The sequence below is a fragment of the Pseudomonas sp. LBUM1648 genome (genome assembly GCF_059716145.1).
This window is the reverse complement of the sequence record NZ_CP166808.1, coordinates 2,224,820-2,244,933: the sequence shown is the minus strand read 5'-3', so window position 1 is coordinate 2,244,933 and position 20,114 is coordinate 2,224,820. Positions and strand designations below refer to the sequence as shown.

Here is a 20,114-nt window from a genome sequence, read left to right as displayed (position 1 = left end):
TTGAACGTTCCTCGGCCAGCGAGAAGATGTTGATTGCCGCTGCCGTAAGGCATTGCGCGCGACGACGACAGGTGTCGCGCGCGATCATTTCTTTGATGCCCCGGAAAGTCCCGGAGGGTAAAACGTTATCGAGTGCTCCGGCCAAGCATAGCGCTCACCTAGATTCAGTCGACAAATTGTTGCCAAGTATCTTTTACAGCAGGTCTTTTATCAACAATTCAGCCACCTGCACAGCATTGAGGGCGGCGCCTTTGCGTACGTTATCTGACGTCAGCCACAGATTTAGTTCCGCCGGGTCGTCGACACCACTGCGCACGCGCCCGACATAAACAACGTCCTGCCCGACCGCGTCACCAACTGCTGTCGGGTAATCACCCGCTTCGACCAGTTCGATACCCGACGCAGCTTCGAGCGCGGCATTGACCTTTTCCAGGTCCACGGCCTTCGCTGACTGCAAGGTCACGCTAAAGCTATCGCCAAAAAACACCGGGGCTTGAACGCAAGTTGCGGAAATCTTTAATAAAGGCTGCGCCAGCACCTGACGCAACTCACGCACCAGGCGTTTTTCCAGCAGCGTATGGCCTTGTGCGTCGGGGGTGCCGACCTGCGCCAGCAGGTTGAAAGCCATTTGACGGTCGAAAAATGTTGGCTCCAGCGGGCGCATGTTCAGCAGTTCGGCGGTCTGTCTCGCCAGTTCGGTCACGGCTTCGCGACCTTGGGCGGAAACGGCCAGATTGGCGGTGACATTGACGTATTGCAGGTCGATCAGATCAAGCAGCGGCGCCAGCACCACGGCGAGCGTGGTGGCCGACGGGCTTGGACTGCTGACCTGGAACGGCGCTTTCAAACCGGCGAGTACAGCGGCGTTGGCTTCCGGCACCACTTGCGGCGCCTGATCGGCCGGCAAGGCGCCGGACAGATCGATCAGCGAGCAACCGGCAGCATGAGCGCGAGCGGCGTAGCTTAGCGAGACGGCAGCACCGGCGGCAAAGAACACCAGTTTGACCTTGCTGAAATCGAACTCGTCGACTTCACGCACGCGCACGTTCTTGTTACGGAACAGCACCGAACTGCCAGCGGATTCACTGCTGGCCAGCAGGTGCAGGTTGCCGACCGGGAAGTCGCGCTCTTGGAGAATCTGTACAAGGGTTTCGCCGACAGTACCGGTGGCGCCGATCACGGCAATATCTAGGGTCTGGGTCATGGTGCGGCCTCTGGCGAAACGGGGGGAGCGGCACTTTACCGGGTGAGTGCCGCACAGGCAATTTCTGTCCGGGATTTGCGGTGCCTCGACCGGCCCCTTCGCGAGCAGGCTCGCTCCCACCTTGAAATGCATTCCCCTGTGGGAGCGAGCCTGCTCGCGAAGAGGCTGGCACAGTCGCCCGAGAAACTTAGGACATAAAAAAACCCGCACCTCTCACAAGGCACGGGTTCTTTCATGGCTTCAATCGATCAACGTTCCAACAGGATCCGCAGCATGCGACGCAGCGGTTCGGCCGCGCCCCACAGCAGTTGGTCGCCGACGGTGAAAGCACCGACGAACTGCGAACCCATGTTCAGCTTGCGCAAACGACCGACCGGAACATTCAGAGTGCCGGTGACCTTGGTCGGGCTCAGCTCCTGCATGCTGATCTCGCGCTGGTTCGGCACCAGTTTGACCCAAGGATTGTGCTGGCTGATCAGCCCTTCGATGTCGGCGATCGGTACGTCTTTGTTCAGCTTGATGGTCAGCGCCTGGCTGTGGCAACGCATGGCGCCGATGCGCACGCAGATGCCGTCGACCGGGATCGGGCTCTTGAAGCGACCCAGAATCTTGTTGGTCTCGGCCTGGGCCTTCCACTCTTCGCGGCTCTGGCCGTTCGGCAATTCCTTGTCGATCCACGGGATCAGGCTGCCGGCCAGCGGCACGCCGAAGTTCTCGGTCGGGTACGCTTCGCTGCGCATGGCTTCAGCCACGCGACGATCGATGTCGAGGATCGCGCTGGCGGGATCGGCCAGTTGATCGGCAACAGCGGCGTGAGTCGCGCCCATCTGCTTGATCAGTTCACGCATGTTCTGCGCGCCGGCACCAGAGGCCGCCTGATAGGTCATGGCGCTCATCCACTCGACCAGACCGGCCTCGAACAGACCGCCCAGGCCCATCAGCATCAGGCTGACGGTGCAGTTGCCGCCGATGTAGTTCTTGGTGCCCGCATCCAGTTGCTGGTCGATAACCTTGCGGTTGACCGGATCGAGAATGATGACCGCGTCATCGTTCATGCGCAGGCTGGAAGCCGCGTCGATCCAGTAACCCTGCCAGCCGGCTTCGCGCAGCTTGGGGAACACTTCGCTGGTGTAGTCGCCGCCCTGGCACGTCAGGATCACGTCGAGGGTTTTCAGCTCTTCAATGCTGTAAGCGTCCTTGAGCGGAGCAATATCCTTGCCCACGGACGGGCCTTGGCCACCGACATTGGAAGTGGTGAAAAACACCGGCTCGATAAGATCGAAATCCTGCTCTTCCAGCATCCGCTGCATGAGCACGGAACCGACCATACCGCGCCAACCGATCAGACCTACACGTTTCATCGCAACTACACCTTCTTGAAAAGTGGGCCGCTGCTTTGTATTGAATTTCGCAGCGGGCCCGAGAGATTACAGATTCCGCAGCGCGGCGACTACTGCGTCGCCCATTTCCTGCGTACCGACTTTAGTGCAACCGGCCGAATAGATGTCGCCGGTGCGCAGCCCTTGATCGAGCACGACGCTGACGGCTTTCTCGATGGCATCGGCCGCATCCTGCAGATTGAAGCTATAACGCAGCATCATCGACACCGACAGAATCGTCGCTAACGGATTGGCAATGCCCTTTCCGGCGATGTCTGGCGCCGAACCGTGGCAAGGCTCGTACATGCCCTTGTTGTTGGCATCCAGTGAGGCCGACGGGAGCATGCCGATGGAGCCGGTGAGCATCGACGCTTCGTCGGACAGAATGTCGCCGAACAGGTTGTCGGTGACGATCACGTCGAACTGCTTCGGCGCGCGCACCAGTTGCATGGCCGCGTTGTCGACGTACATGTGGCTCAGTTCGACTTCCGGGTAATCCTTGGCCACCTGCTCAACCACTTCACGCCACAGTTGGCTGGACGCCAGCACGTTGGCCTTGTCCACCGAGCACAGCTTCTTGCCACGCACCATGGCCATATCGAAACCAACGCGGGCGATGCGGCGGATTTCGCTTTCGCTGTACGGCAGCGTGTCGTAGGCCTGACGCTCGCCGTTTTCCAGCTCGCGGGTGCCACGCGGCGCGCCGAAGTAGATGCCACCGGTCAGCTCACGGACGATCAGGATGTCCAGACCGGCAACGATTTCCGGCTTCAGGCTGGAAGCGTCGGCCAATTGCGGATAGAGAATCGCCGGACGCAGGTTGCCGAACAGGCCCAGTTGCGCACGAATTTTCAGCAGACCGCGCTCAGGGCGAATGTCGCGCTCGATGGTGTCCCATTTCGGCCCACCCACGGCGCCCAGCAGCACAGCATCGGCAGCGCGGGCACGGGCGAGGGTTTCGTCAGCCAGCGGCACGCCGTGCTTGTCGATGGCCGCGCCACCGATCACGTCATGACTCAGCTCGAAGCCCAGACTGTATTTGTCGTTGGCCAGCTCCAGCACCTTGACCGCTTCGGCCATGATTTCCGGACCAATACCGTCACCTGGGAGAATCAGAATCTGCTTGCTCATGCTTTCCTCGTGTCTTCAATCGGTGCGCCGTTTACTGGCACTCCCGGAAAAATTCTTAGCGTTCAGCCATCAACACAATCACATCTGTACTGAACGAGCCATCGGCATCAATCTCAAAATATTCGCGCACTTCGTTGCCCATCGACTGCTGCAACTGGCGGATCGCCGCGCGCATCACTTCGGGTGTGCGCATGCGCTCGACCCAACTGCTGTATTCCAGACGCAGGCGTTGACGCGTGGTGCTGCGGGTATGCAGACCGGCTTCGCTGACCTGACGCAACCACTCGCCGGCGGAATAATCGCGCACATGGCTGGTGTCGCGCAGCACTTCGACGCTTTGCAGGTAAGTGTCGAACAACGGGCTGCCCGGTGACAACACGTCAACAAACGCCGCCACGCCGCCCGGCTTCAGCACCCGACGCACTTCGCGCAGGGCCAGACCGAGGTCGCTCCAGTGATGCGCCGAATAACGGCTGAACACGAAGTCGAACTCGCCATCGGCAAACGGCAGACGCTCGGCGGCGCCGTTGACCGTGGAAATATTGTTCAGACCGCGATCAACGGCAGCGGTAGCCACCACGTCGAGCATCTGCTGCGACAGGTCATAGGCAACCACTTCCTTGACCAGCGGCGCGACGTGAAAACTCACGTGACCGGCGCCACACCCCAGATCCAGCACCCGCGCCTCGCCCTGCCCTGCCAGTTCAGCCTGTAGCAGCGCAAATTCAGTGCCTTGAGCGTGAACGGCGCTGCTCAGGTAGGCGGCGGCCTGTTCACCGAATTGCTTCTGTACGACCTGAGTGTGCTGGGCGGTGCTGGTCATGGTCTCATCCTGCATTTGTGTTGTTTGAGCTGCCATCTTCGCGAGCAGGCTCGCTCCCACAGGGGAATGCATTTCAAGTGTGGGAGCGAGCCTGCTCGCGAAGGGGCCAGCCCTGACTGCATCAATCTCGAATCAATTATGCGTCGCGGAACAACCACGGCTGACTCACCCGATGTTTCGCTTCAAACGTCGCAATCGCTTTGTGGTCTTGCAAGGTCAGGCCAATATCGTCCAGACCGTTGAGCAAGCAATGCTTACGGAACGCATCGATCTCAAAGCTGTAAACCTTGCCATCCGGGCGGGTCACGGTCTGTGCTTGAAGATCAACCTGCAATTGATAGCCCGGCTCGGCTTCGACCTGTTTGAACAGTTCGTCGACTTCAGCGTCGCTGAGGATGATCGGCAGCAAGCCGTTCTTGAAGCTGTTGTTGAAGAAGATGTCGGCGTAGCTCGGCGCGATGATGCTGCGGAAACCGTATTCTTCCAGCGCCCACGGCGCGTGTTCACGGCTGGAGCCGCAACCGAAGTTCTCGCGGGCCAGCAACACGCTGGCGCCTTGATAACGCTCGGCGTTGAGGACGAAGTCCTTGTTCAGCGGGCGCTTGGAGTTGTCCTGGTACGGCTGACCGACATCCAGGTAACGCCATTCGTCGAACAGGTTAGGGCCGAAACCGGTGCGCTTGATCGACTTCAAGAATTGCTTCGGAATGATCTGATCGGTGTCGACGTTGGCACGATCCAAGGGCGCGACAAGGCCAGTGTGCTGGGTAAAAGCTTTCATGCTGCGCTCCTTAAATCAATTCACGAACGTCGATGAAACGACCGTTCACCGCTGCCGCAGCAGCCATGGCCGGGCTGACGAGGTGGGTACGGCCACCGGCGCCCTGACGGCCTTCGAAGTTACGGTTGGAGGTCGAGGCGCAATGCTCGCCGGACTCCAAGCGGTCCGGGTTCATCGCCAGGCACATCGAGCAACCCGGCTCGCGCCATTCGAAACCGGCTTCGAGGAAAATCTTGTCCAGACCTTCGGATTCAGCCTGCGCCTTCACCAGACCCGAACCCGGCACCACGATCGCTTGCTTGATAGTCGAAGCCACCTTGCGGCCCTTGGCGATCACGGCGGCAGCGCGCAAGTCTTCAATTCGCGAGTTGGTGCAGGAGCCGATAAACACGCGATCGAGCTGAATGTCGGTGATCGCCTGATTGGCGGTCAAACCCATGTATTTCAAGGCGCGGACGATCGAGTCGCGTTTGACCAGATCCATCTCTTTGGCCGGGTCCGGCACGTTCTGATCAACGGCCAAAACCATCTCCGGCGAAGTGCCCCAGCTGACTTGTGGCTTGATCTGCGCGGCGTCGAGTTCAACCACGGTGTCGAACTTGGCGTCGGCGTCGGACACCAGCTCTTTCCAGGCTTCGACTGCCATGTCCCACTGCGCGCCTTTTGGTGCGAATGGGCGACCTTTCACGTAATCGACCGTCTTTTGATCCGCTGCCACCAGACCCACACGGGCGCCGGCTTCGATGGACATGTTGCAGATGGTCATGCGGCCTTCGACGGACAAGTCGCGGATCGCGCTGCCGGCGAATTCGATAGCGTGGCCGTTACCGCCGGCAGTGCCGATCTTGCCGATAACGGCGAGGACGATGTCCTTGGCGGTCACGCCGAACGGCAACTGGCCTTCGACGCGCACCAGCATGTTCTTCATTTTTTTGGCGACCAGGCACTGGGTGGCGAGCACGTGCTCGACTTCGGAAGTGCCGATACCGTGAGCCAAGGCGCCGAATGCGCCGTGGGTCGAGGTGTGGGAGTCGCCGCAGACCACGGTCATGCCCGGCAAGGTCGCGCCCTGCTCCGGGCTGATCACGTGGACGATGCCTTGGCGCACGTCGTTCATCTTGAATTCGACGATGCCGTATTCATCGCAGTTGTCGTCGAGGGTCTGAACCTGCAAACGCGAGACCTGATCGGCAATCGCGGCGATGCCGCCCTTGCGCTCTGGCGTGGTCGGTACGTTGTGATCCGGGGTCGCGATGTTGGCATCGATGCGCCAAGGCTTGCGCCCGGCCAGACGCAGGCCTTCAAAGGCTTGCGGCGAAGTCACTTCGTGAATGATGTGACGGTCGATGTAGATCAGCGCCGAGCCATCGTCGCGCTGTTTGACCAAATGCGAATCCCAGAGCTTGTCGTAGAGCGTTTTGCCGGCCATCAGACGGTTCCTCATCAGCTTGTTTCTATGCCTTGGGCTTATCAATAACCCTTTGGCTTGTGAGGCCGATCCTATGGGGTTAGATTAAATAACTCAAATTCATATTTTTTATGCTTTGGATAACCAACTGGAATACCAACATGGATCTGGCCAACCTCAACGCTTTTATTGCGATCGCCGAGACCGGTAGCTTCTCCGGCGCCGGCGAACGCTTGCATCTGACACAACCGGCGATCAGCAAGCGTATCGCCGGGCTGGAGCAGCAACTGAAGGTGCGCCTGTTTGATCGACTGGGTCGCGAAGTCGGCCTGACCGAAGCCGGCCGCGCCCTGCTGCCCCGGGCTTATCAGATTCTCAACGTGCTGGACGACACCCGTCGCGCACTGACCAATCTGACCGGCGAAGTCAGCGGTCGCCTGACGCTGGCCACCAGTCACCACATCGGTCTGCATCGTTTGCCGGCTCTATTAAGGGAGTTCACCCGCCGCTTCCCACAAGTCGCGCTGGATATTCAGTTTCTCGATTCGGAAGTGGCCTACGAAGAAATTCTCCATGGCCGTGCGGAACTGGCGGTCATCACCCTCGCCCCGGAGCCCCACACACTGGTCAAAGCCACGCCAGTTTGGGACGACCCGCTGGATTTCGTGGTCGCTCCCGAGCATTCGCTGATCAGCAATGGCGCCGTCAGCCTCGCGGACATCGCCGGTCATCCGGCGGTTTTCCCCGGCGGCAACACATTTACACACCATATTGTTCAACGGTTATTCGAGGCGCAGGGCCTGACGCCGAACATCGCCATGAGCACCAACTATCTGGAAACCATCAAAATGATGGTCTCGATCGGCCTGGCCTGGAGCGTTCTGCCGCGCACCATGCTCGACGATCAGGTGGCGAGCATCGCATTGCCGGGCATACAGCTCACTCGCCAGCTAGGCTATATCGTGCACACCGAACGGACGCTATCGAATGCGGCAAGGGCGTTTATGGCCTTGCTGGATGCACAAATCGATCTGCCAGGGACTCAGGGCTAACTTGTGCTACTCCTATAGAGCTGCTGTCTCTGTGCCTAACGCCACCACCCGCTCAAGGCCTGTTAACGATGCCGAAATCTGTTGACCGAATTCCGCCGATGCCGCGCATTCAAGCCATTGACCCGCGACACTCCGAGCAGAGCTGGGAGAGCGCGCCGCAATTGCTCGCGGCGCTCAACGGCGCGCGGCTCGGCGCCTGGTATTGGGATATCGAGCGTGGGCAGATCAGTTGGTCACGGGGCACCCAGGCATTGTTCGGCTTCGATCCGCGCCAGCCGCTGCCGGAAGATCTCGAGTACCTCGATTTGCTGCCGCCGGAAGATCGGGCGAAAACCGTCCGCGCCTTCCACGCGGTGATTGCCGGCGCACCGCTGGAACAGGCGATGCACCACCGCATCCGCTGGCCCGACGGCAGCCTGCACTGGCTGGAGATCAACGGCAGTTTGCTCCCGGACAAAAACGGCCGCCCCCGAATGATCGGGGTGATTCGCGAAATCACCCACCAGCGCCAACGCGAACAGGCCCTGAGCAGCTCGGAGAAACGTTTCGCCACGTTGTTTCACCTGTGCCCGAACATGGTTCTGCTGACCCGCCAGGAAGACGGCTTGATCAGCGAAGCCAACCAGTATTTCGAAAGCCTCTTCGGCTGGCCGGTGCAGAGCGCCATTGGCCGCACCACCCTGGAACTGGGCCTGTGGGTTCACCCCGAGCAACGCGCCGAGCTTGTCAAGAAAACCAAGGCCAAGGGCGAACTGATCAGCATGGAAGTGCAATTTCGCGCCAGTAACGGCCAGGTCCACGACGGCATCCTCAGTGCGCAAAAGGTCGAACTCGAAGGCCAGCCCTATCTGCTCAGCACCTTCCTCGACACCACCGATCGCAAAGTTGCCGAACACGCCCTCAAAGACAGCCAGGAACGCCTCGATCTGGCGCTGGACTCGGCGCAGCTCGGTACCTGGGACTGGCACATTCCCAGTGGCATGCTCTACGGCTCGGCCCGTGCTGCGCAACTGCATGGCCTGGAACCGATTCCGTTTCATGAATCGTTCGACGAGTTTTTCGAAGGCGTGCCCGGCGAAGAACGCGACAGCATGCGCGATGCGTATCGCAGCCTGCGCGAAGGCCCGGCAGGAAATTATCAACTGACGTATCGCGTGCAACTGCCGGATGGCAGCTCACGTTATCTGGAAAGCCGCGCGCGCCTCTATCGCGACGACAACGGCGCGCCACTGCGCATGGCCGGCACACTGCTGGACATCACCGATCAGGTCGAGCGCGAGCAGCGGCTGGTGGCGTCGGAAGAAAAATTCGCCACGCTGTTCCAGGTCAGCCCCGACCCGATCTGCGTTACCCGCCAGGACAGCGGCGATTTCATCGAAATCAACTCCAGCTTCACCCAAACGTTCGGCTGGAGCGCTGCTGACGTGATCGGTCGCACCGCCGAAGATATCGGCCTGTGGGACGCCTCTGCAAAAAGCCTGCAACGCATCGAACGGGTCATCCGTGAACAGGGCCTGAGCAATGTCGCGATCATCGTCCAGCACAAGGACGGACAGTCGCTGACTTGCGTGATTTCCAGCCGGCAGATCAGCGTCGGCAACCAACCGTGCATCGTCACCACGCTGCGGGATATCACCCAACAGCAACGCTCGGAAGCCGCACTCAAGGCCAGCGAAGAGAAATTCGCCAAGGCCTTTCACTCCAGCCCCGACGCGATCACCATCACCGAGCGCGACACCGGGCGCTATCTGGAGGTCAACGATGGTTTCTGTCGCCTCACCGGCTATCGCGCCGATGAAGTGGTCGGTAAAACCGTATATCAGGTGGGCATCTGGGCCGAGGAGAAACAACGTTCGGCATTGTTGGCCGAGTTGCAGATCAAGGGCCGCGTGCATCATCAGGAAATGCTCGGGCGCAACAAACGCGGGGAAATGCTCACGGTTGAGGTCTCGGTCGAGCCGATCACCCTGAACGAAACGGCGTGCCTGCTGCTGACTGCCCGGGACGTCAGCCTGCTGAAAAACGCCGAAGCACAGATCCGTCATCTGGCTTACCACGACCCGCTGACCAACCTGCCCAACCGTGCCCTGCTGATGGATCGTCTGAGCCAGCAGATCGCCCTGCTCAAACGCCACAACCTGCGCGGTGCGCTGCTGTTTCTCGATCTGGATCACTTCAAGCACATCAACGACTCCCTCGGCCACCCGGTCGGCGACACCGTGCTGAAGATCATCACCGCACGGCTCGAAGCCAGCGTACGCATGGAAGATACCGTGGCGCGCCTGGGTGGCGATGAATTCGTGGTGTTGCTCAGCGGCCTGGAAGGCTCGCGCAACGAAGTCAGCGCGCAGGTGCGCAATCTGGCCGACACCATTCGCGAACTGCTCTCGGAACCGATGTTCCTCGATGGCCAGCGCCTGCAAGTGACGCCGAGCATCGGCGTGGCGCTGATTCCAGACCACGGCTCGACCCCGACTGATCTGCTCAAACGCGCCGACATCGCCCTGTACCGGGCCAAGGATTCCGGGCGCAACACCACGACGATGTACCACAACACCATGCAGAAGGCGGCCAGCGAACGGCTGCGCATGGAGACCGACTTGCGCCTGGCGCTGTCTCGCGGCGAATTCAATGTGCATTTTCAGCCGCAGATCGACGCGCGCGACAACCGCATCATTGGCGCCGAAGCTTTGGTGCGCTGGAATCATCCGGAACTCGGTGCGCAGTCGCCGACCGAGTTCATCAAGGTACTGGAAGACAGCGGCCTGATTCTGGAGGTCGGCACGTGGATCCTCGACGAAGCCTGCGAAGCCTTCAAACAACTAATCGCCCTGAAGCTGGTCGATCCGCTGAATTTCAGCCTGTGCGTGAACATCAGCCCACGACAGTTCCGTCAGAATGACTTCGTCGAGCGCATCGAACACAGCATGACCAGCCACGGCCTGCCTTGCTCGCTGCTGAAACTGGAAATCACCGAAGGCATCGTCATTCAGAACCTGGAAGACACCATCAGTAAAATGCGTCGTCTGAAAAAACTCGGCGTGAGCTTCGCCATGGACGATTTCGGCACCGGCTATTCGTCGCTGACTTACCTCAAGCGTTTGCCGGTGGACACGCTGAAAATCGACCAGTCGTTCATTCGCGACGCAACCACCGATCCGAACGACGCGGAGATCATCCGCGCCATCGTTGCCATGGCCCTCAGCTTGGAACTCGAAGTGATTGCCGAAGGCGTGGAAACCCCTGAGCAACTGGCATTCCTGCAAGGTCTGGGCTGCCACTTGTATCAGGGCTATCTGCACAGCCGGCCATTGCCCCTGGAGGGTCTGAAAAAGCTGCTGCCCTGATGCGCGCAGGTTGCAACAGACCGGCAATTGCCAGTGCTGACGGCAACCTGTAGGGTCGCGTTTTTTGCGCCGTTTCGAGATCGATCATGCAGGATGCAACCCTCCCCCGCCCGGCCCTGCTGGGCATTGACCTTGGCACCACCAACAGTCTGATCGCCGTCTGGCAGGACGGCCAGGCCCGATTGATTCCCAACGCCCTCGGCGACGTGCTGACCCCATCGGTGGTCAGTCTCGATGAAGACGACACGATTCTGGTCGGCAAAGCCGCCCGCGCCCGACTGACCACGCACCCGGAGCGCACCGCCGCTGCGTTCAAGCGGTTCATGGGCAGCGACAAACAAATAGAACTCGGCAGTCGCCAGTTCAGACCGGAGGAGTTATCGGCACTGGTGCTTGGCTCACTCAAGCAGGACGCCGAAGCCTTTCTCGGTCATTCGATCTCTGAGGCGGTGATTTCCGTGCCGGCTTATTTCAGCGACGAACAACGCAAACGCACGCTGTTTGCTGCGGAGTTGGCCTGCCTGTCCGTCACGCGCCTGATCAACGAGCCGACCGCTGCCGCCATGGCTTATGGGCTGCATGAACAGAAATTCGAACGCACGCTGATTTTCGATCTGGGCGGCGGCACCTTCGATGTCACGGTGCTGGAATATGCGCTGCCACTGATCGAGGTGCATGCGTCGACCGGTGACAACTTTCTCGGTGGCGAAGACTTCACCGCTGCGCTGTTGCAGGCCTGCCTGAAAGACTGGCAACTCACCCCGTCAATGATCGATGCGCAAGGCATGGCCAGCCTCGGTGATGCGCTGGAGCAGCTCAAATGCAAACTCGGCGAAGGTATCCAGACATTGAGCTGGCGGCATGCCGACAAGACATTCGAATGGTCGCTGGACGAAGCGGGTGCCGTGAAGATTTGGGAGCCACTGCTCGGCCGCCTGCGCGCCCCCATCGAACAAGCCCTGCGCGATGCCCGGCTCAAGCCGCGTGACCTCGACAGTCTGGTGCTGGTGGGGGGTGCCACGCGGATGCCGGCAGTGCAGCAGATGGTCGCCACGCTGTTCGGGCGCCTGCCCTATCGGCATCTTGATCCGGACACCATTGTCGCGCTCGGCGCGGCCACGCAAGCGGCGTGCAAGGCGCGGGATGGGGCGGTAGAGGAGTTGATCCTGACGGATGTCTGTCCGTACACCCTGGGGATTTCGACCATGCGCGGCGATGACGTCAAAGGCGCGTTCTCACCCATTATCGAACGCAACACCATCATTCCGACGTCACGGGTGGAGCGCTTCCACACCACTTCGCCCAGGCAGGAAGTCATCCGCATTGCGGTCTATCAGGGTGAACGGCCGTGGGTGCGCGACAACATCTTCATCGATGCCTTCGATGTCACGCTGACACCCAGCGATCACATCCAGGCGCTGGACGTGCGCTTCAGTTACGACATCAATGGCTTGCTCGAAGTAGACGTCACGTTGCTGGAAACCGGCGAGCGCCACAGCCATAGCATCGATCGCAGCCCGACCGGGCTCGATGAGCAATCGCGTCAGGCCAGCCAGGAACGCTTGTCCAGCCTGAAAATTCATCCTCGCGATGCTCTGCCCAACCGAACCCTGCTGGCGCGACTGGAACGTGCCTGGATGCAAAGCCTTGGCGAGGAGCGTCAGCGCATCGCTGAATGGCTGGACAGTTTCACCACGGTGCTGAGTGGCCAGCGATCAGAGGAAATCGCCAGCCATCGCTCACAACTCAACAAAGTGCTGGATGAGCTGCGTCTCTAACCGTTGAGTCGCCGCAACGCGGCCTGCAAACCACCGGATAACGTGTCCTCACGATCACTGCCCGGTGGTACACCGTAGCGGTTGGGCAACTTCTCGCCGGGAAAGCCGAACAGCACCAGCGGCAGAAATGGCAAGACCGGGGTCAGGCCGGCCAGAATCAGAAAGCTGGCAACACCTCGGCCCATATCATGCAGGCGCCTCAGAATGGCGCTGAGCATCAGCACCAGCGCCGCTGCCAACACCACGAAAGCGGAAAACATCGAGCCACTGAACAAGGCCAGCAATGGCGTAAGCAGCACGATGCCGATCACCTGGCCGATAAATGCCTCGCGCCCCAGTCGTGTGCCAAGGCGCCAGAACGCGGTTGCAGGCGTCGGCCGAGTGTCAGCCTTGGCCAACAGCAAACGCTCTGACCACGACAGCAATGCACTGAAGGCAAAGCGTAAGCCGAGGCCATTGTGCGTGTTGTCCTTGGCCTGCTGCATGCGCATCAGAATTTTCTGTCGCGGCACCCCGGCGCTACCGTAACGCGCCAGATCCTTGAGCACATCCAGCGCCAGGTAAAACGAGTCGGTGTAATCAACGCCGTCATCCTCCAGCACCTCACGCGGCGGGCGTATGGGTTCACCTTTGATCAGACTGTGGCGGAATCCGTCGAACCAGTCCTGAGGATTGACGACTTCGGTGATGCTCTCAAGCAGGTATTTGCGCTGCTGCGCATTCAGCAGCGGATCGTGATAAAGCACCCCACCCAACAACATGCGACCGAGCAAATCCTCATTGAAACGGCTGATATCGCTGCGCATGCACTCGTACAAGCGGTCATTGCTCAACAGCCGTGTGCTGTCGAGCGCTTCCTGGACGCTGAACAATTTACGCGCGAGCAAGGCATGCACTGGATCCTTCGCTTGCAGCCAGCCCAGCAGACCACTGGCGCTGCCCTGTTCGCGATTCAATCGGCACAGCAGAGGCTGCAAACGCGCCAATGGATGCTCACGCGCAACGTTCATCGAATCAACGCAGTGCGCCGATTGGGCACCCAGCCAACGTGCCGGCTCATCGAGAGTCGCCAGCAAATACAACGCCTGACGATGCCATTCCCATACATCACCATGGGTATTGATGGCCGGGAGCAACATGCCCTGTTCCGCCAACTGTGCTTGCAGTTTCAGGCCGTCGAGCACGACATCGCGCTTGTTCAGACTGAATGCTTCGTCCAGCCGCGCCAGCGAACGCGCGTCATAGGCTCGCAAGCGGCGCATCCACAGCAGACTAAGCTCTAGCGGCTCGCCATTTTGCAGTTCCGGCGGCAGTTGCGCCGCTGCATCGCTGGCCAGAAACGCATGCAGCGCACGCGGAATGGGTGCCTGGGACAGCCAGCAGATCTGCTGATCGGCTTGATACTTGAAGCCCTCTAGCACCAACTGGTCAAGAATCTCCGGAGTCTCTGGCGCATCCATGATTCGTTGCAACAAGGTCACATCACCACGATGCAAGGCCCAGGCATGTTGGTACAGGGTTTGGAGTGACGGGTCGTCGCTTTCAATGATCAACCACGCCAGCAGGGGTAATTCATCACCGCTGACGCGCCATTCAACAAAGGCATCGGCGATGCCCTGCAAGTCGAGCTGCCGTGCGCGGAACCAGCGCCCCAACGTTTCCGGGCGCTGCGATGGACTGCCGTATTCCTGGGTGACATCACTGAGGTCAGCGGACCAGCCGCGGAAGTTTTCCAGACGATCGAACGCCTGGATCAGCAATGGCAAGCGCTGTGGTTGATGGCGCGCGCACAGATCCAGCAACCAGGTGGCGGCTTTTGGGTGTTGATGCTCTCGCCAGAGTTGCACCCAGGCCTGAAGCGCCAACTCTTCCATGCCCAGCGCACTGCGCTGACATGCCAGCAGATAAAGCCAGTCAACATCCTGCGGCGCGAGCCGATGCTGCTCGCTGATGATGTCGAGAAAGTCTTTACTGGCAATGCCGGCCTGACTGAACTGTATTGCCAGACGTTGTAACAGCGCGTCATCCCCAGGCAGCGCAATGCAGGTATGCAGGCTGGCGAAGTAGCGGAAATCGTCCAGCGATGCGTTACGGTGAAGATGATTCAACGTGCGCACGTACCAGAGGGTCTCCAGTTGCGCGGTGGCTGGCCAATGGCTCATCAACGAGGTGTCGAACGGATCCGGCGCGTCGATAGCCTTCAAAAACTCATCGACAGTGCGGGCGTTGTCGAAAGCCAGATCGAGCATCCGACTCGCCCAGCCCATGCGCTGCGCGAGCAAACGCGCACAGACGTGGGAAATCGGGCCGGCGTCGAGCAACGCGCGCAACAGCGGCCAGCAGACTTCGTCCAGCACCTCTAGCGGCAGTCGATCAAGCTCAAGGTTGAATGCCTGCCAGGCCGTCGGAGTGAATCGACGCGTCGAATCGAGCAGTAGCGCTTCGAAGTCCGCCAACATCTGGTCAGCAGGACTCACCTCATCGTCGGTCGGCACGTGCGCTTCAGATACTTCCTCGCGGGCGAATCGCAGTGCCAGTTCATAGGCCTCGCGCAGGGCCTGAAAACCTTCCGGATCGGTTTCCGGGTGGTGTTGCGGCAAACGCGCACGATAGGCACCGCGAATGGCGTCATTGTCTTTGGTGGGCTCGATACCCAAGCGAATCCAGCAGCTCATGACCAGTCGAACTCCCCTAGTGAGTCCGGCCGCTCAGGCAGATGCAGGGGCATATCCCAGGGCAATTGGGCAAAGAATTCGCGAGCATCGCGATCAAGCTTTCTGATGACCACCGTAGTGCCGATGTAGTCGCCTTGCCGATCGTATTCATGGGCAAGTTCCTCATCTTTATTCCCCAGACAATGCCAGAAGGCTTTGCCGAGGACGAAGCCATTCAGGTAACTCGTCCAACTGTCGTAGTAGTACCGCGCACGCGCCGCCATGCGACCGTGCAGCCAGAGACTTTCGGTGAGATCGATCCAGCCATGCAGTACCGCCGAGCGCAACAGAAAGCCCATTCGGCCAATGTCCCAGGCGCGAATACCACCCGAGCCGCACTCGCCGAACGTGCGACTGGCCAACTCATAAAAGGCGCGTTGACGGGTATCCAGCGAGTCGAGCAAGGCTTGCCATTCGGACGGCAGGCAACGCTCCCACTGTCGATAGGCTTCATTCAAATAGGTCGCGTGCCCGTCGTCGGCCGTGCTCAGCATGTCGAGCAATTGCGGGCGCGTTGTAATGCCCCAGCCGCCTTCGACGTCGACATGCTTGAGGTCAAAGCAGTATGTGGGTGCGGCGTAGTCCGCATCGGGATTGAGGGCGACCAAAGGCGCAGAAAGCGCATAGAGCCAGCGCTGTTCCATTTCGTCCATGAAGAAAGGCTCCGGAGCCAGCGGGAATGAGGGAGTGCCGGCCTTGTTGACGCGGATTGTAAAGAGCCGTGGCAGGAGCGGCAAATATTGTGAGCGCGTTTACTGCGCGCACAAAAAAGGCCCCGACGTATCGGGGCCTTCGTTCAGCGACTCATCGCCTGTTCAGACGAGTGTGTTGCTGCTTATGACTCAGTGCTGCAGAGCCGGTTTTTGCTCCCCGTTGATCGGGATGCGTTTGGCTTTCGCTTCTTCCGGGATCACCCGCAACAGGTCGATGCTCAACAAACCGTTGCTCAAGCCGGCAGCCTTGATCTCGATGTGATCGGCCAGGCGGAAGGACAGCTTGAAGGCACGCTGGGCAATACCCTGATGCAGGAAGGTCACGCCTTCGTTGGCATCACGTTTGCCGCCACTGATGGTCAGCACACCCTTCTCGACTTGCAGCTCCAGGTCTTCTTCCTGGAAGCCGGCTGCCGCTACGACGATGCGGTATTGGTCGTCGCCGTGTTTTTCAACGTTGTAGGGAGGATAGGTGCTGCCTGGCTCGTTGCGCAGGGCGGTTTCGAACAGGTCGTTGAAACGGTCGAAACCCACCGAGGAACGGAACAGTGGCGCGAGGGAAAATGCAGTACTCATGGTTCAAATCTCCTGAAAACAATCAGCAAGGTTTTTTGATTCCGCGACCCGAATTCGGCATCGCGTAACCCCTAGATAGGGCCCGCTGATTTGATTTCAAGAGATTATTTGCAGATTTTTTTCAGGCCGCTTCGGCGACCGGCAGACCGAGCAAACGCGAGACATGATCCGGTTCGGTCTCACGGCGCAGGACGGTAAACAGCTCGGTGGCTTCAGGATAATTGCGCGTCAGCATGGCCAGCCATTGCTTCAAACGACCCGGGGATTGACGTGCAGTCATCTGCGCCTTGGCCTGCAACCAGAAGTCCTGGATCAGCGGCATCAGCTCGGCCCAGGTCATCTCGACCACTTCTTCGCCGGCCCGTGCAGCGGCGATCTGTTTGGCCAGATCCGGGCGCGACACCAGGCCGCGACCGAGCATGATGTCTTCCACGCCGCTGATTTCGCGGCAACGACGCCAGTCTTCGACGCTCCAGATATCACCGTTGGCGAACACCGGCACTTTGACCACGTCCTGCACGCGCGGAATCCACTCCCAGTGCGCCGGCGGTTTGTAGCCGTCCATTTTGGTCCGGGCATGGACCACGATGTGTTCCGCCCCACCCTCAGCCAACGCGGTGGCGCAGACCAGCGAGCCGTCCGGGCTGTCGAAACCCAGGCGCATCTTGGCGGTTACGGGAATGTGTGCCGGCACGGCGCGACGCACGTGCTCGACGATCTGGTTGAGCAGTTCCGGCTCTTTGAGCAGCACCGCACCGCCACGGGACTTGTTGACGGTTTTGGCCGGGCAACCGAAGTTGAGGTCGATCACTTCGGAACCCAGCTCACAGGCCAGCGCAGCGTTTTCCGCCAGGCACACCGGGTCGGAACCCAACAGCTGAACACGCAGCGGCACCCCGGACGCCGTGCGGGCACCGTTGAGCAGCTCCGGGCCGAACTTGTGGAAATAGGCCGGAGTGAGCAACTGATCGTTGACCCGAATGAATTCGGTCACGCACCAGTCGATGCCGCCAACGCGGGTCAGCACGTCGCGAAGGATGTCGTCGACCAACCCCTCCATGGGCGCCAGAGCAATTTGCATGGGGAAACACTACTTAAAGGAAAAATGTGCGGGAGTTTACTGGATTACAGCCTTGATGCGGTAAACCGTGTAGGAGCTGCCGAAGGCTGCGATCTTTTGATCTTGCTTTTTAAAAACCAACATCAAAAAATCGCAGCCTTCGGCAGCTCCTACAGGGGGATTTACGCTGGTTCTGAATTTTGTATGGCAGGGCCGTAGCCTTCGATGAACTCGGCCGGCATGCGCTTGGGCTTGCCGGTGGACAGCTCGATGCACACGAACGTGGTTTGAGCGCGCAGCAGCGTGGCATTGTCGCTCGGGCGAATCAGCTGGAAATGCCGGGTCATTTTCAGGCGCTGATCCCAATCGACAATCCACGTTGCCAACTGCAACTCGTCGCCTTCATAGGCCGCCGCCAGATAATCAATCTCGTGACGCACCACCGCCATCGCCCGATCCAGGCGCCGGTACTCGACCAGATCCAGCCCCAGTCGCTGCGAGTGGCGCCAGGCGCAGCGTTCGAGCCAGGTGACGTAAACCGCGTTGTTCGCGTGGCCCAGTCCGTCGATGTCCTCGGCGCCCACTTGCAGATCAATGGTAAACGGCGTTGCCCGATCCCAGCCCATGCCCCACTCCCGGTCAGATTATTCAACCGGGGCAGTGTAACGGATGCTTACGCCGATTGCCGTGCCTGAAGGCTGCGACCGGCCAGCAGTGATAACACGCCATCAATCACCCGAGGGTCCGCCAGCACACGCTGATGGCCGCCGGCTTCCAGGCGCAGTAGTCGGCTGTCGAACCAGGCTTCGTGGATCAGTTGCGATTCTTTGACCGAGACGAAGTTGTCATCCTCGGCATGCACGATCAGGCCAGGCATATCCAGTTGGTAGTGGGCGACGTCCAGCGTGGCGGCACGCATGCCCACATCCTGCTCGACCTGACGAATGAACGCGGAACGTGCTCTGGGTGGCATCCCGACATAGCGTGCGAAACCGCGCAGCACGCCGAGAATTCGCGCGGGGGCAGCAATGCTGACGAGAGTTTCGGTGCGCAAGCCCAGTTGCACGGCCAGCATCGCACTGGCGCCGCCCATGGAGTGACCGATCACGGCTTGCAATGGCGGCAGCTCGGCGGCGGCTTCGAGCATCGCTCGGGCAAACAATACGACGTTGGCCTCGCGCCCCGGCGATCTGCCGTGAGCCGGGCCATCGAGTGCGACGACCGTGTAACCGGCCTCGACCAGCGCGGTGATCAGCGCGGCGAATTGGGTTGGCCGCCCTTCCCAGCCGTGCATCAGTAAAACGGTCGGACCTTGCCCCCAGCGCAGGGCTGACAGACCAAAGCGCAACGTGATCCGTTCGGAATTGGCCAGCAACGGTAACTCCCAATCCCGCAGTGGTAGCGCACGCGGCGTCATGAACGCCAGGCGCATTTTGCTCGCTACCCGTTTCGGTGCAATCCAGCCCAAGGTGCCATTAACGCCACGAACCCACTTCAACGTGTTCATCGCTCTCTCCTCAGGCGTGTTGCCTTCAGGTCAACGCACCGCCGACTTGGCCGCGCGCAGCAATCGATCAGATAAATCGCCAGGGCCGAGCGCTCTTGCGAGTGCCAGACCTCCCACCATCAAGGCCACGTCGGCCAAGGCTTTGTCGGTGTCCTCAGGGCTGGACGCCAACTGCGCAAGCATCAATTCCAGATGTTCGTTGAGCGCGATGCGGAACGACTCCGGCAAACGCCCCAGTTCGCCGATAGAGGCCGGAATTGGGCATGCTGACTCGCTGGAATCACGGTGCTTGCGCGACAGGTAAAAAGCAGCGACCAGGGCACGACGCTCTTCGCCGGTCAGTTCGGCGTCCATGTCGGCAATCAGGTCGCGACGGCGGCCGAGCAATTGCTTGAACGCCTCAAGCATCATTGCGTCCTTGCTTTCGAAGTGCGCATAAAAACCGCCGACGGTCAGGCCGGCCGCGCCCATCACTTCGCCCACGCTTGGGTCTGCCGGGCCGCGCTGGATCAGTGCGGCGCTGGCAGCCTTGAGGATGCGTTCGCGGGTTTGAGCTTTTTTATCGTTCATCGTTGCCTCCGAATATTACGACTAGAATATTATTCGCATAATAATATTCTGCAAGTCGAGGATATGACCGC

Annotated in this window: 16 protein-coding genes; 3 read left to right on the top strand and 13 right to left on the bottom strand. The window is 60.1% G+C overall.

Annotated elements, in window-relative coordinates; all coding sequences use genetic code 11:
- Positions 1 to 193: 193 nt before the first annotated feature.
- The 6 genes from ACA043_RS10185 to leuC all read right to left on the bottom strand — a co-directional run bounded on the left by ACA043_RS10185 (position 194) and on the right by leuC (position 6,747).
- On the bottom strand, positions 194 to 1,204 hold the full coding sequence (locus ACA043_RS10185; protein ID WP_489878730.1) for an aspartate-semialdehyde dehydrogenase: 1,011 nt from the start codon (positions 1,202 to 1,204) through the stop codon (positions 194 to 196).
- 248 nt (positions 1,205 to 1,452) lie between these two features.
- Entirely contained in the window at positions 1,453 to 2,565 is a 1,113-nt protein-coding gene (gene asd, locus ACA043_RS10180; protein WP_187676935.1) for an aspartate-semialdehyde dehydrogenase, read from the bottom strand.
- Positions 2,566 to 2,631: 66 nt separating this feature from the next.
- Positions 2,632 to 3,714, bottom strand: a complete 1,083-nt coding sequence (gene leuB, locus ACA043_RS10175; protein WP_489878729.1) for a 3-isopropylmalate dehydrogenase — start codon at positions 3,712 to 3,714, stop codon at positions 2,632 to 2,634.
- A 55-nt stretch (positions 3,715 to 3,769) separates the two neighbouring features.
- On the bottom strand, positions 3,770 to 4,537 hold the full coding sequence (locus ACA043_RS10170) for a class I SAM-dependent methyltransferase (RefSeq protein ID WP_401265676.1): 768 nt from the start codon (positions 4,535 to 4,537) through the stop codon (positions 3,770 to 3,772).
- Between the two features lie 136 nt (positions 4,538 to 4,673).
- Complete coding sequence (gene leuD / locus ACA043_RS10165; protein WP_489878728.1) at positions 4,674 to 5,318, bottom strand: 3-isopropylmalate dehydratase small subunit; 645 nt, start codon at positions 5,316 to 5,318, stop codon at positions 4,674 to 4,676.
- A gap of 10 nt (positions 5,319 to 5,328) precedes the next feature.
- Positions 5,329 to 6,747, bottom strand: a complete 1,419-nt coding sequence (gene leuC / locus ACA043_RS10160; protein ID WP_187676931.1) for a 3-isopropylmalate dehydratase large subunit — start codon at positions 6,745 to 6,747, stop codon at positions 5,329 to 5,331.
- 140 nt (positions 6,748 to 6,887) lie between these two features.
- On the opposite strand from leuC, the gene ACA043_RS10155 reads away from it, so the two are divergent.
- The 3 genes from ACA043_RS10155 to ACA043_RS10145 all read left to right on the top strand — a co-directional run bounded on the left by ACA043_RS10155 (position 6,888) and on the right by ACA043_RS10145 (position 12,903).
- Positions 6,888 to 7,778 (top strand): LysR family transcriptional regulator, encoded by an 891-nt coding sequence (locus ACA043_RS10155; RefSeq protein WP_497659108.1) that lies wholly within the window; start codon positions 6,888 to 6,890, stop codon positions 7,776 to 7,778.
- Between the two features lie 68 nt (positions 7,779 to 7,846).
- Positions 7,847 to 11,125: a sensor domain-containing protein gene (locus ACA043_RS10150; protein ID WP_497659107.1), complete on the top strand. Its 3,279-nt coding sequence runs from the start codon at positions 7,847 to 7,849 to the stop codon at positions 11,123 to 11,125.
- Between the two features lie 86 nt (positions 11,126 to 11,211).
- Positions 11,212 to 12,903 (top strand): Hsp70 family protein, encoded by a 1,692-nt coding sequence (locus ACA043_RS10145; protein WP_497659106.1) that lies wholly within the window; start codon positions 11,212 to 11,214, stop codon positions 12,901 to 12,903.
- Here the strand turns inward: ACA043_RS10145 and ACA043_RS10140 are convergent.
- From ACA043_RS10140 to ACA043_RS10110, 7 genes are all read right to left on the bottom strand, one after another.
- Positions 12,900 to 15,578 (bottom strand): DUF805 domain-containing protein, encoded by a 2,679-nt coding sequence (locus tag ACA043_RS10140; protein ID WP_497659105.1) that lies wholly within the window; start codon positions 15,576 to 15,578, stop codon positions 12,900 to 12,902. The genes ACA043_RS10145 and ACA043_RS10140 overlap by 4 nt on opposite strands.
- Positions 15,575 to 16,270 carry a DUF1266 domain-containing protein gene (locus ACA043_RS10135; protein ID WP_489878724.1) on the bottom strand — a complete coding sequence of 232 codons (696 nt, stop codon included), beginning with the start codon at positions 16,268 to 16,270 and terminating at the stop codon, positions 15,575 to 15,577. The genes ACA043_RS10140 and ACA043_RS10135 overlap by 4 nt, the downstream gene beginning before the upstream one ends.
- A 189-nt stretch (positions 16,271 to 16,459) precedes the next feature.
- Positions 16,460 to 16,906 carry an Hsp20 family protein gene (locus tag ACA043_RS10130; protein WP_187676925.1) on the bottom strand — a complete coding sequence of 149 codons (447 nt, stop codon included), beginning with the start codon at positions 16,904 to 16,906 and terminating at the stop codon, positions 16,460 to 16,462.
- Positions 16,907 to 17,027: 121 nt separating this feature from the next.
- Positions 17,028 to 17,987: a tRNA dihydrouridine synthase gene (locus tag ACA043_RS10125; protein ID WP_116031011.1), complete on the bottom strand. Its 960-nt coding sequence runs from the start codon at positions 17,985 to 17,987 to the stop codon at positions 17,028 to 17,030.
- 161 nt (positions 17,988 to 18,148) lie between these two features.
- A complete protein-coding gene (locus ACA043_RS10120) occupies positions 18,149 to 18,592 on the bottom strand; it encodes an acyl-CoA thioesterase (protein WP_489878723.1) in 444 nt (147 codons plus the stop codon).
- Between the two features lie 47 nt (positions 18,593 to 18,639).
- On the bottom strand, positions 18,640 to 19,473 hold the full coding sequence (locus ACA043_RS10115; RefSeq protein WP_187676923.1) for an alpha/beta fold hydrolase: 834 nt from the start codon (positions 19,471 to 19,473) through the stop codon (positions 18,640 to 18,642).
- A gap of 30 nt (positions 19,474 to 19,503) precedes the next feature.
- Positions 19,504 to 20,043 (bottom strand): TetR/AcrR family transcriptional regulator, encoded by a 540-nt coding sequence (locus ACA043_RS10110; protein ID WP_187676922.1) that lies wholly within the window; start codon positions 20,041 to 20,043, stop codon positions 19,504 to 19,506.
- Positions 20,044 to 20,114 lie beyond the last annotated feature (71 nt).

Excerpts from the sequence above, each read along its gene's own strand:
- ACA043_RS10130 (WP_187676925.1), bottom strand. The coding sequence starts at position 16,906 with ATGAGTACTGCATTTTCCCTCGCGCCACTGTTCCGTTCCTCGGTGGGT.
- leuC (WP_187676931.1), bottom strand. The coding sequence starts at position 6,747 with ATGGCCGGCAAAACGCTCTACGACAAGCTCTGGGATTCGCATTTGGTC.
- leuD (WP_489878728.1), bottom strand. The coding sequence starts at position 5,318 with ATGAAAGCTTTTACCCAGCACACTGGCCTTGTCGCGCCCTTGGATCGT.
- ACA043_RS10140 (WP_497659105.1), bottom strand. The coding sequence starts at position 15,578 with ATGAGCTGCTGGATTCGCTTGGGTATCGAGCCCACCAAAGACAATGAC.
- asd (WP_187676935.1), bottom strand. The coding sequence starts at position 2,565 with ATGAAACGTGTAGGTCTGATCGGTTGGCGCGGTATGGTCGGTTCCGTG.
- ACA043_RS10120 (WP_489878723.1), bottom strand. The coding sequence starts at position 18,592 with ATGGGCTGGGATCGGGCAACGCCGTTTACCATTGATCTGCAAGTGGGC.
- ACA043_RS10125 (WP_116031011.1), bottom strand. The coding sequence starts at position 17,987 with ATGCAAATTGCTCTGGCGCCCATGGAGGGGTTGGTCGACGACATCCTT.
- ACA043_RS10155 (WP_497659108.1), top strand. The coding sequence starts at position 6,888 with ATGGATCTGGCCAACCTCAACGCTTTTATTGCGATCGCCGAGACCGGT.
- ACA043_RS10150 (WP_497659107.1), top strand. The coding sequence starts at position 7,847 with ATGCCGAAATCTGTTGACCGAATTCCGCCGATGCCGCGCATTCAAGCC.
- ACA043_RS10135 (WP_489878724.1), bottom strand. The coding sequence starts at position 16,270 with ATGGACGAAATGGAACAGCGCTGGCTCTATGCGCTTTCTGCGCCTTTG.
- ACA043_RS10145 (WP_497659106.1), top strand. The coding sequence starts at position 11,212 with ATGCAGGATGCAACCCTCCCCCGCCCGGCCCTGCTGGGCATTGACCTT.
- ACA043_RS10170 (WP_401265676.1), bottom strand. The coding sequence starts at position 4,537 with ATGACCAGCACCGCCCAGCACACTCAGGTCGTACAGAAGCAATTCGGT.
- leuB (WP_489878729.1), bottom strand. The coding sequence starts at position 3,714 with ATGAGCAAGCAGATTCTGATTCTCCCAGGTGACGGTATTGGTCCGGAA.
- ACA043_RS10115 (WP_187676923.1), bottom strand. The coding sequence starts at position 19,473 with ATGAACACGTTGAAGTGGGTTCGTGGCGTTAATGGCACCTTGGGCTGG.
- ACA043_RS10185 (WP_489878730.1), bottom strand. The coding sequence starts at position 1,204 with ATGACCCAGACCCTAGATATTGCCGTGATCGGCGCCACCGGTACTGTC.
- ACA043_RS10110 (WP_187676922.1), bottom strand. The coding sequence starts at position 20,043 with ATGAACGATAAAAAAGCTCAAACCCGCGAACGCATCCTCAAGGCTGCC.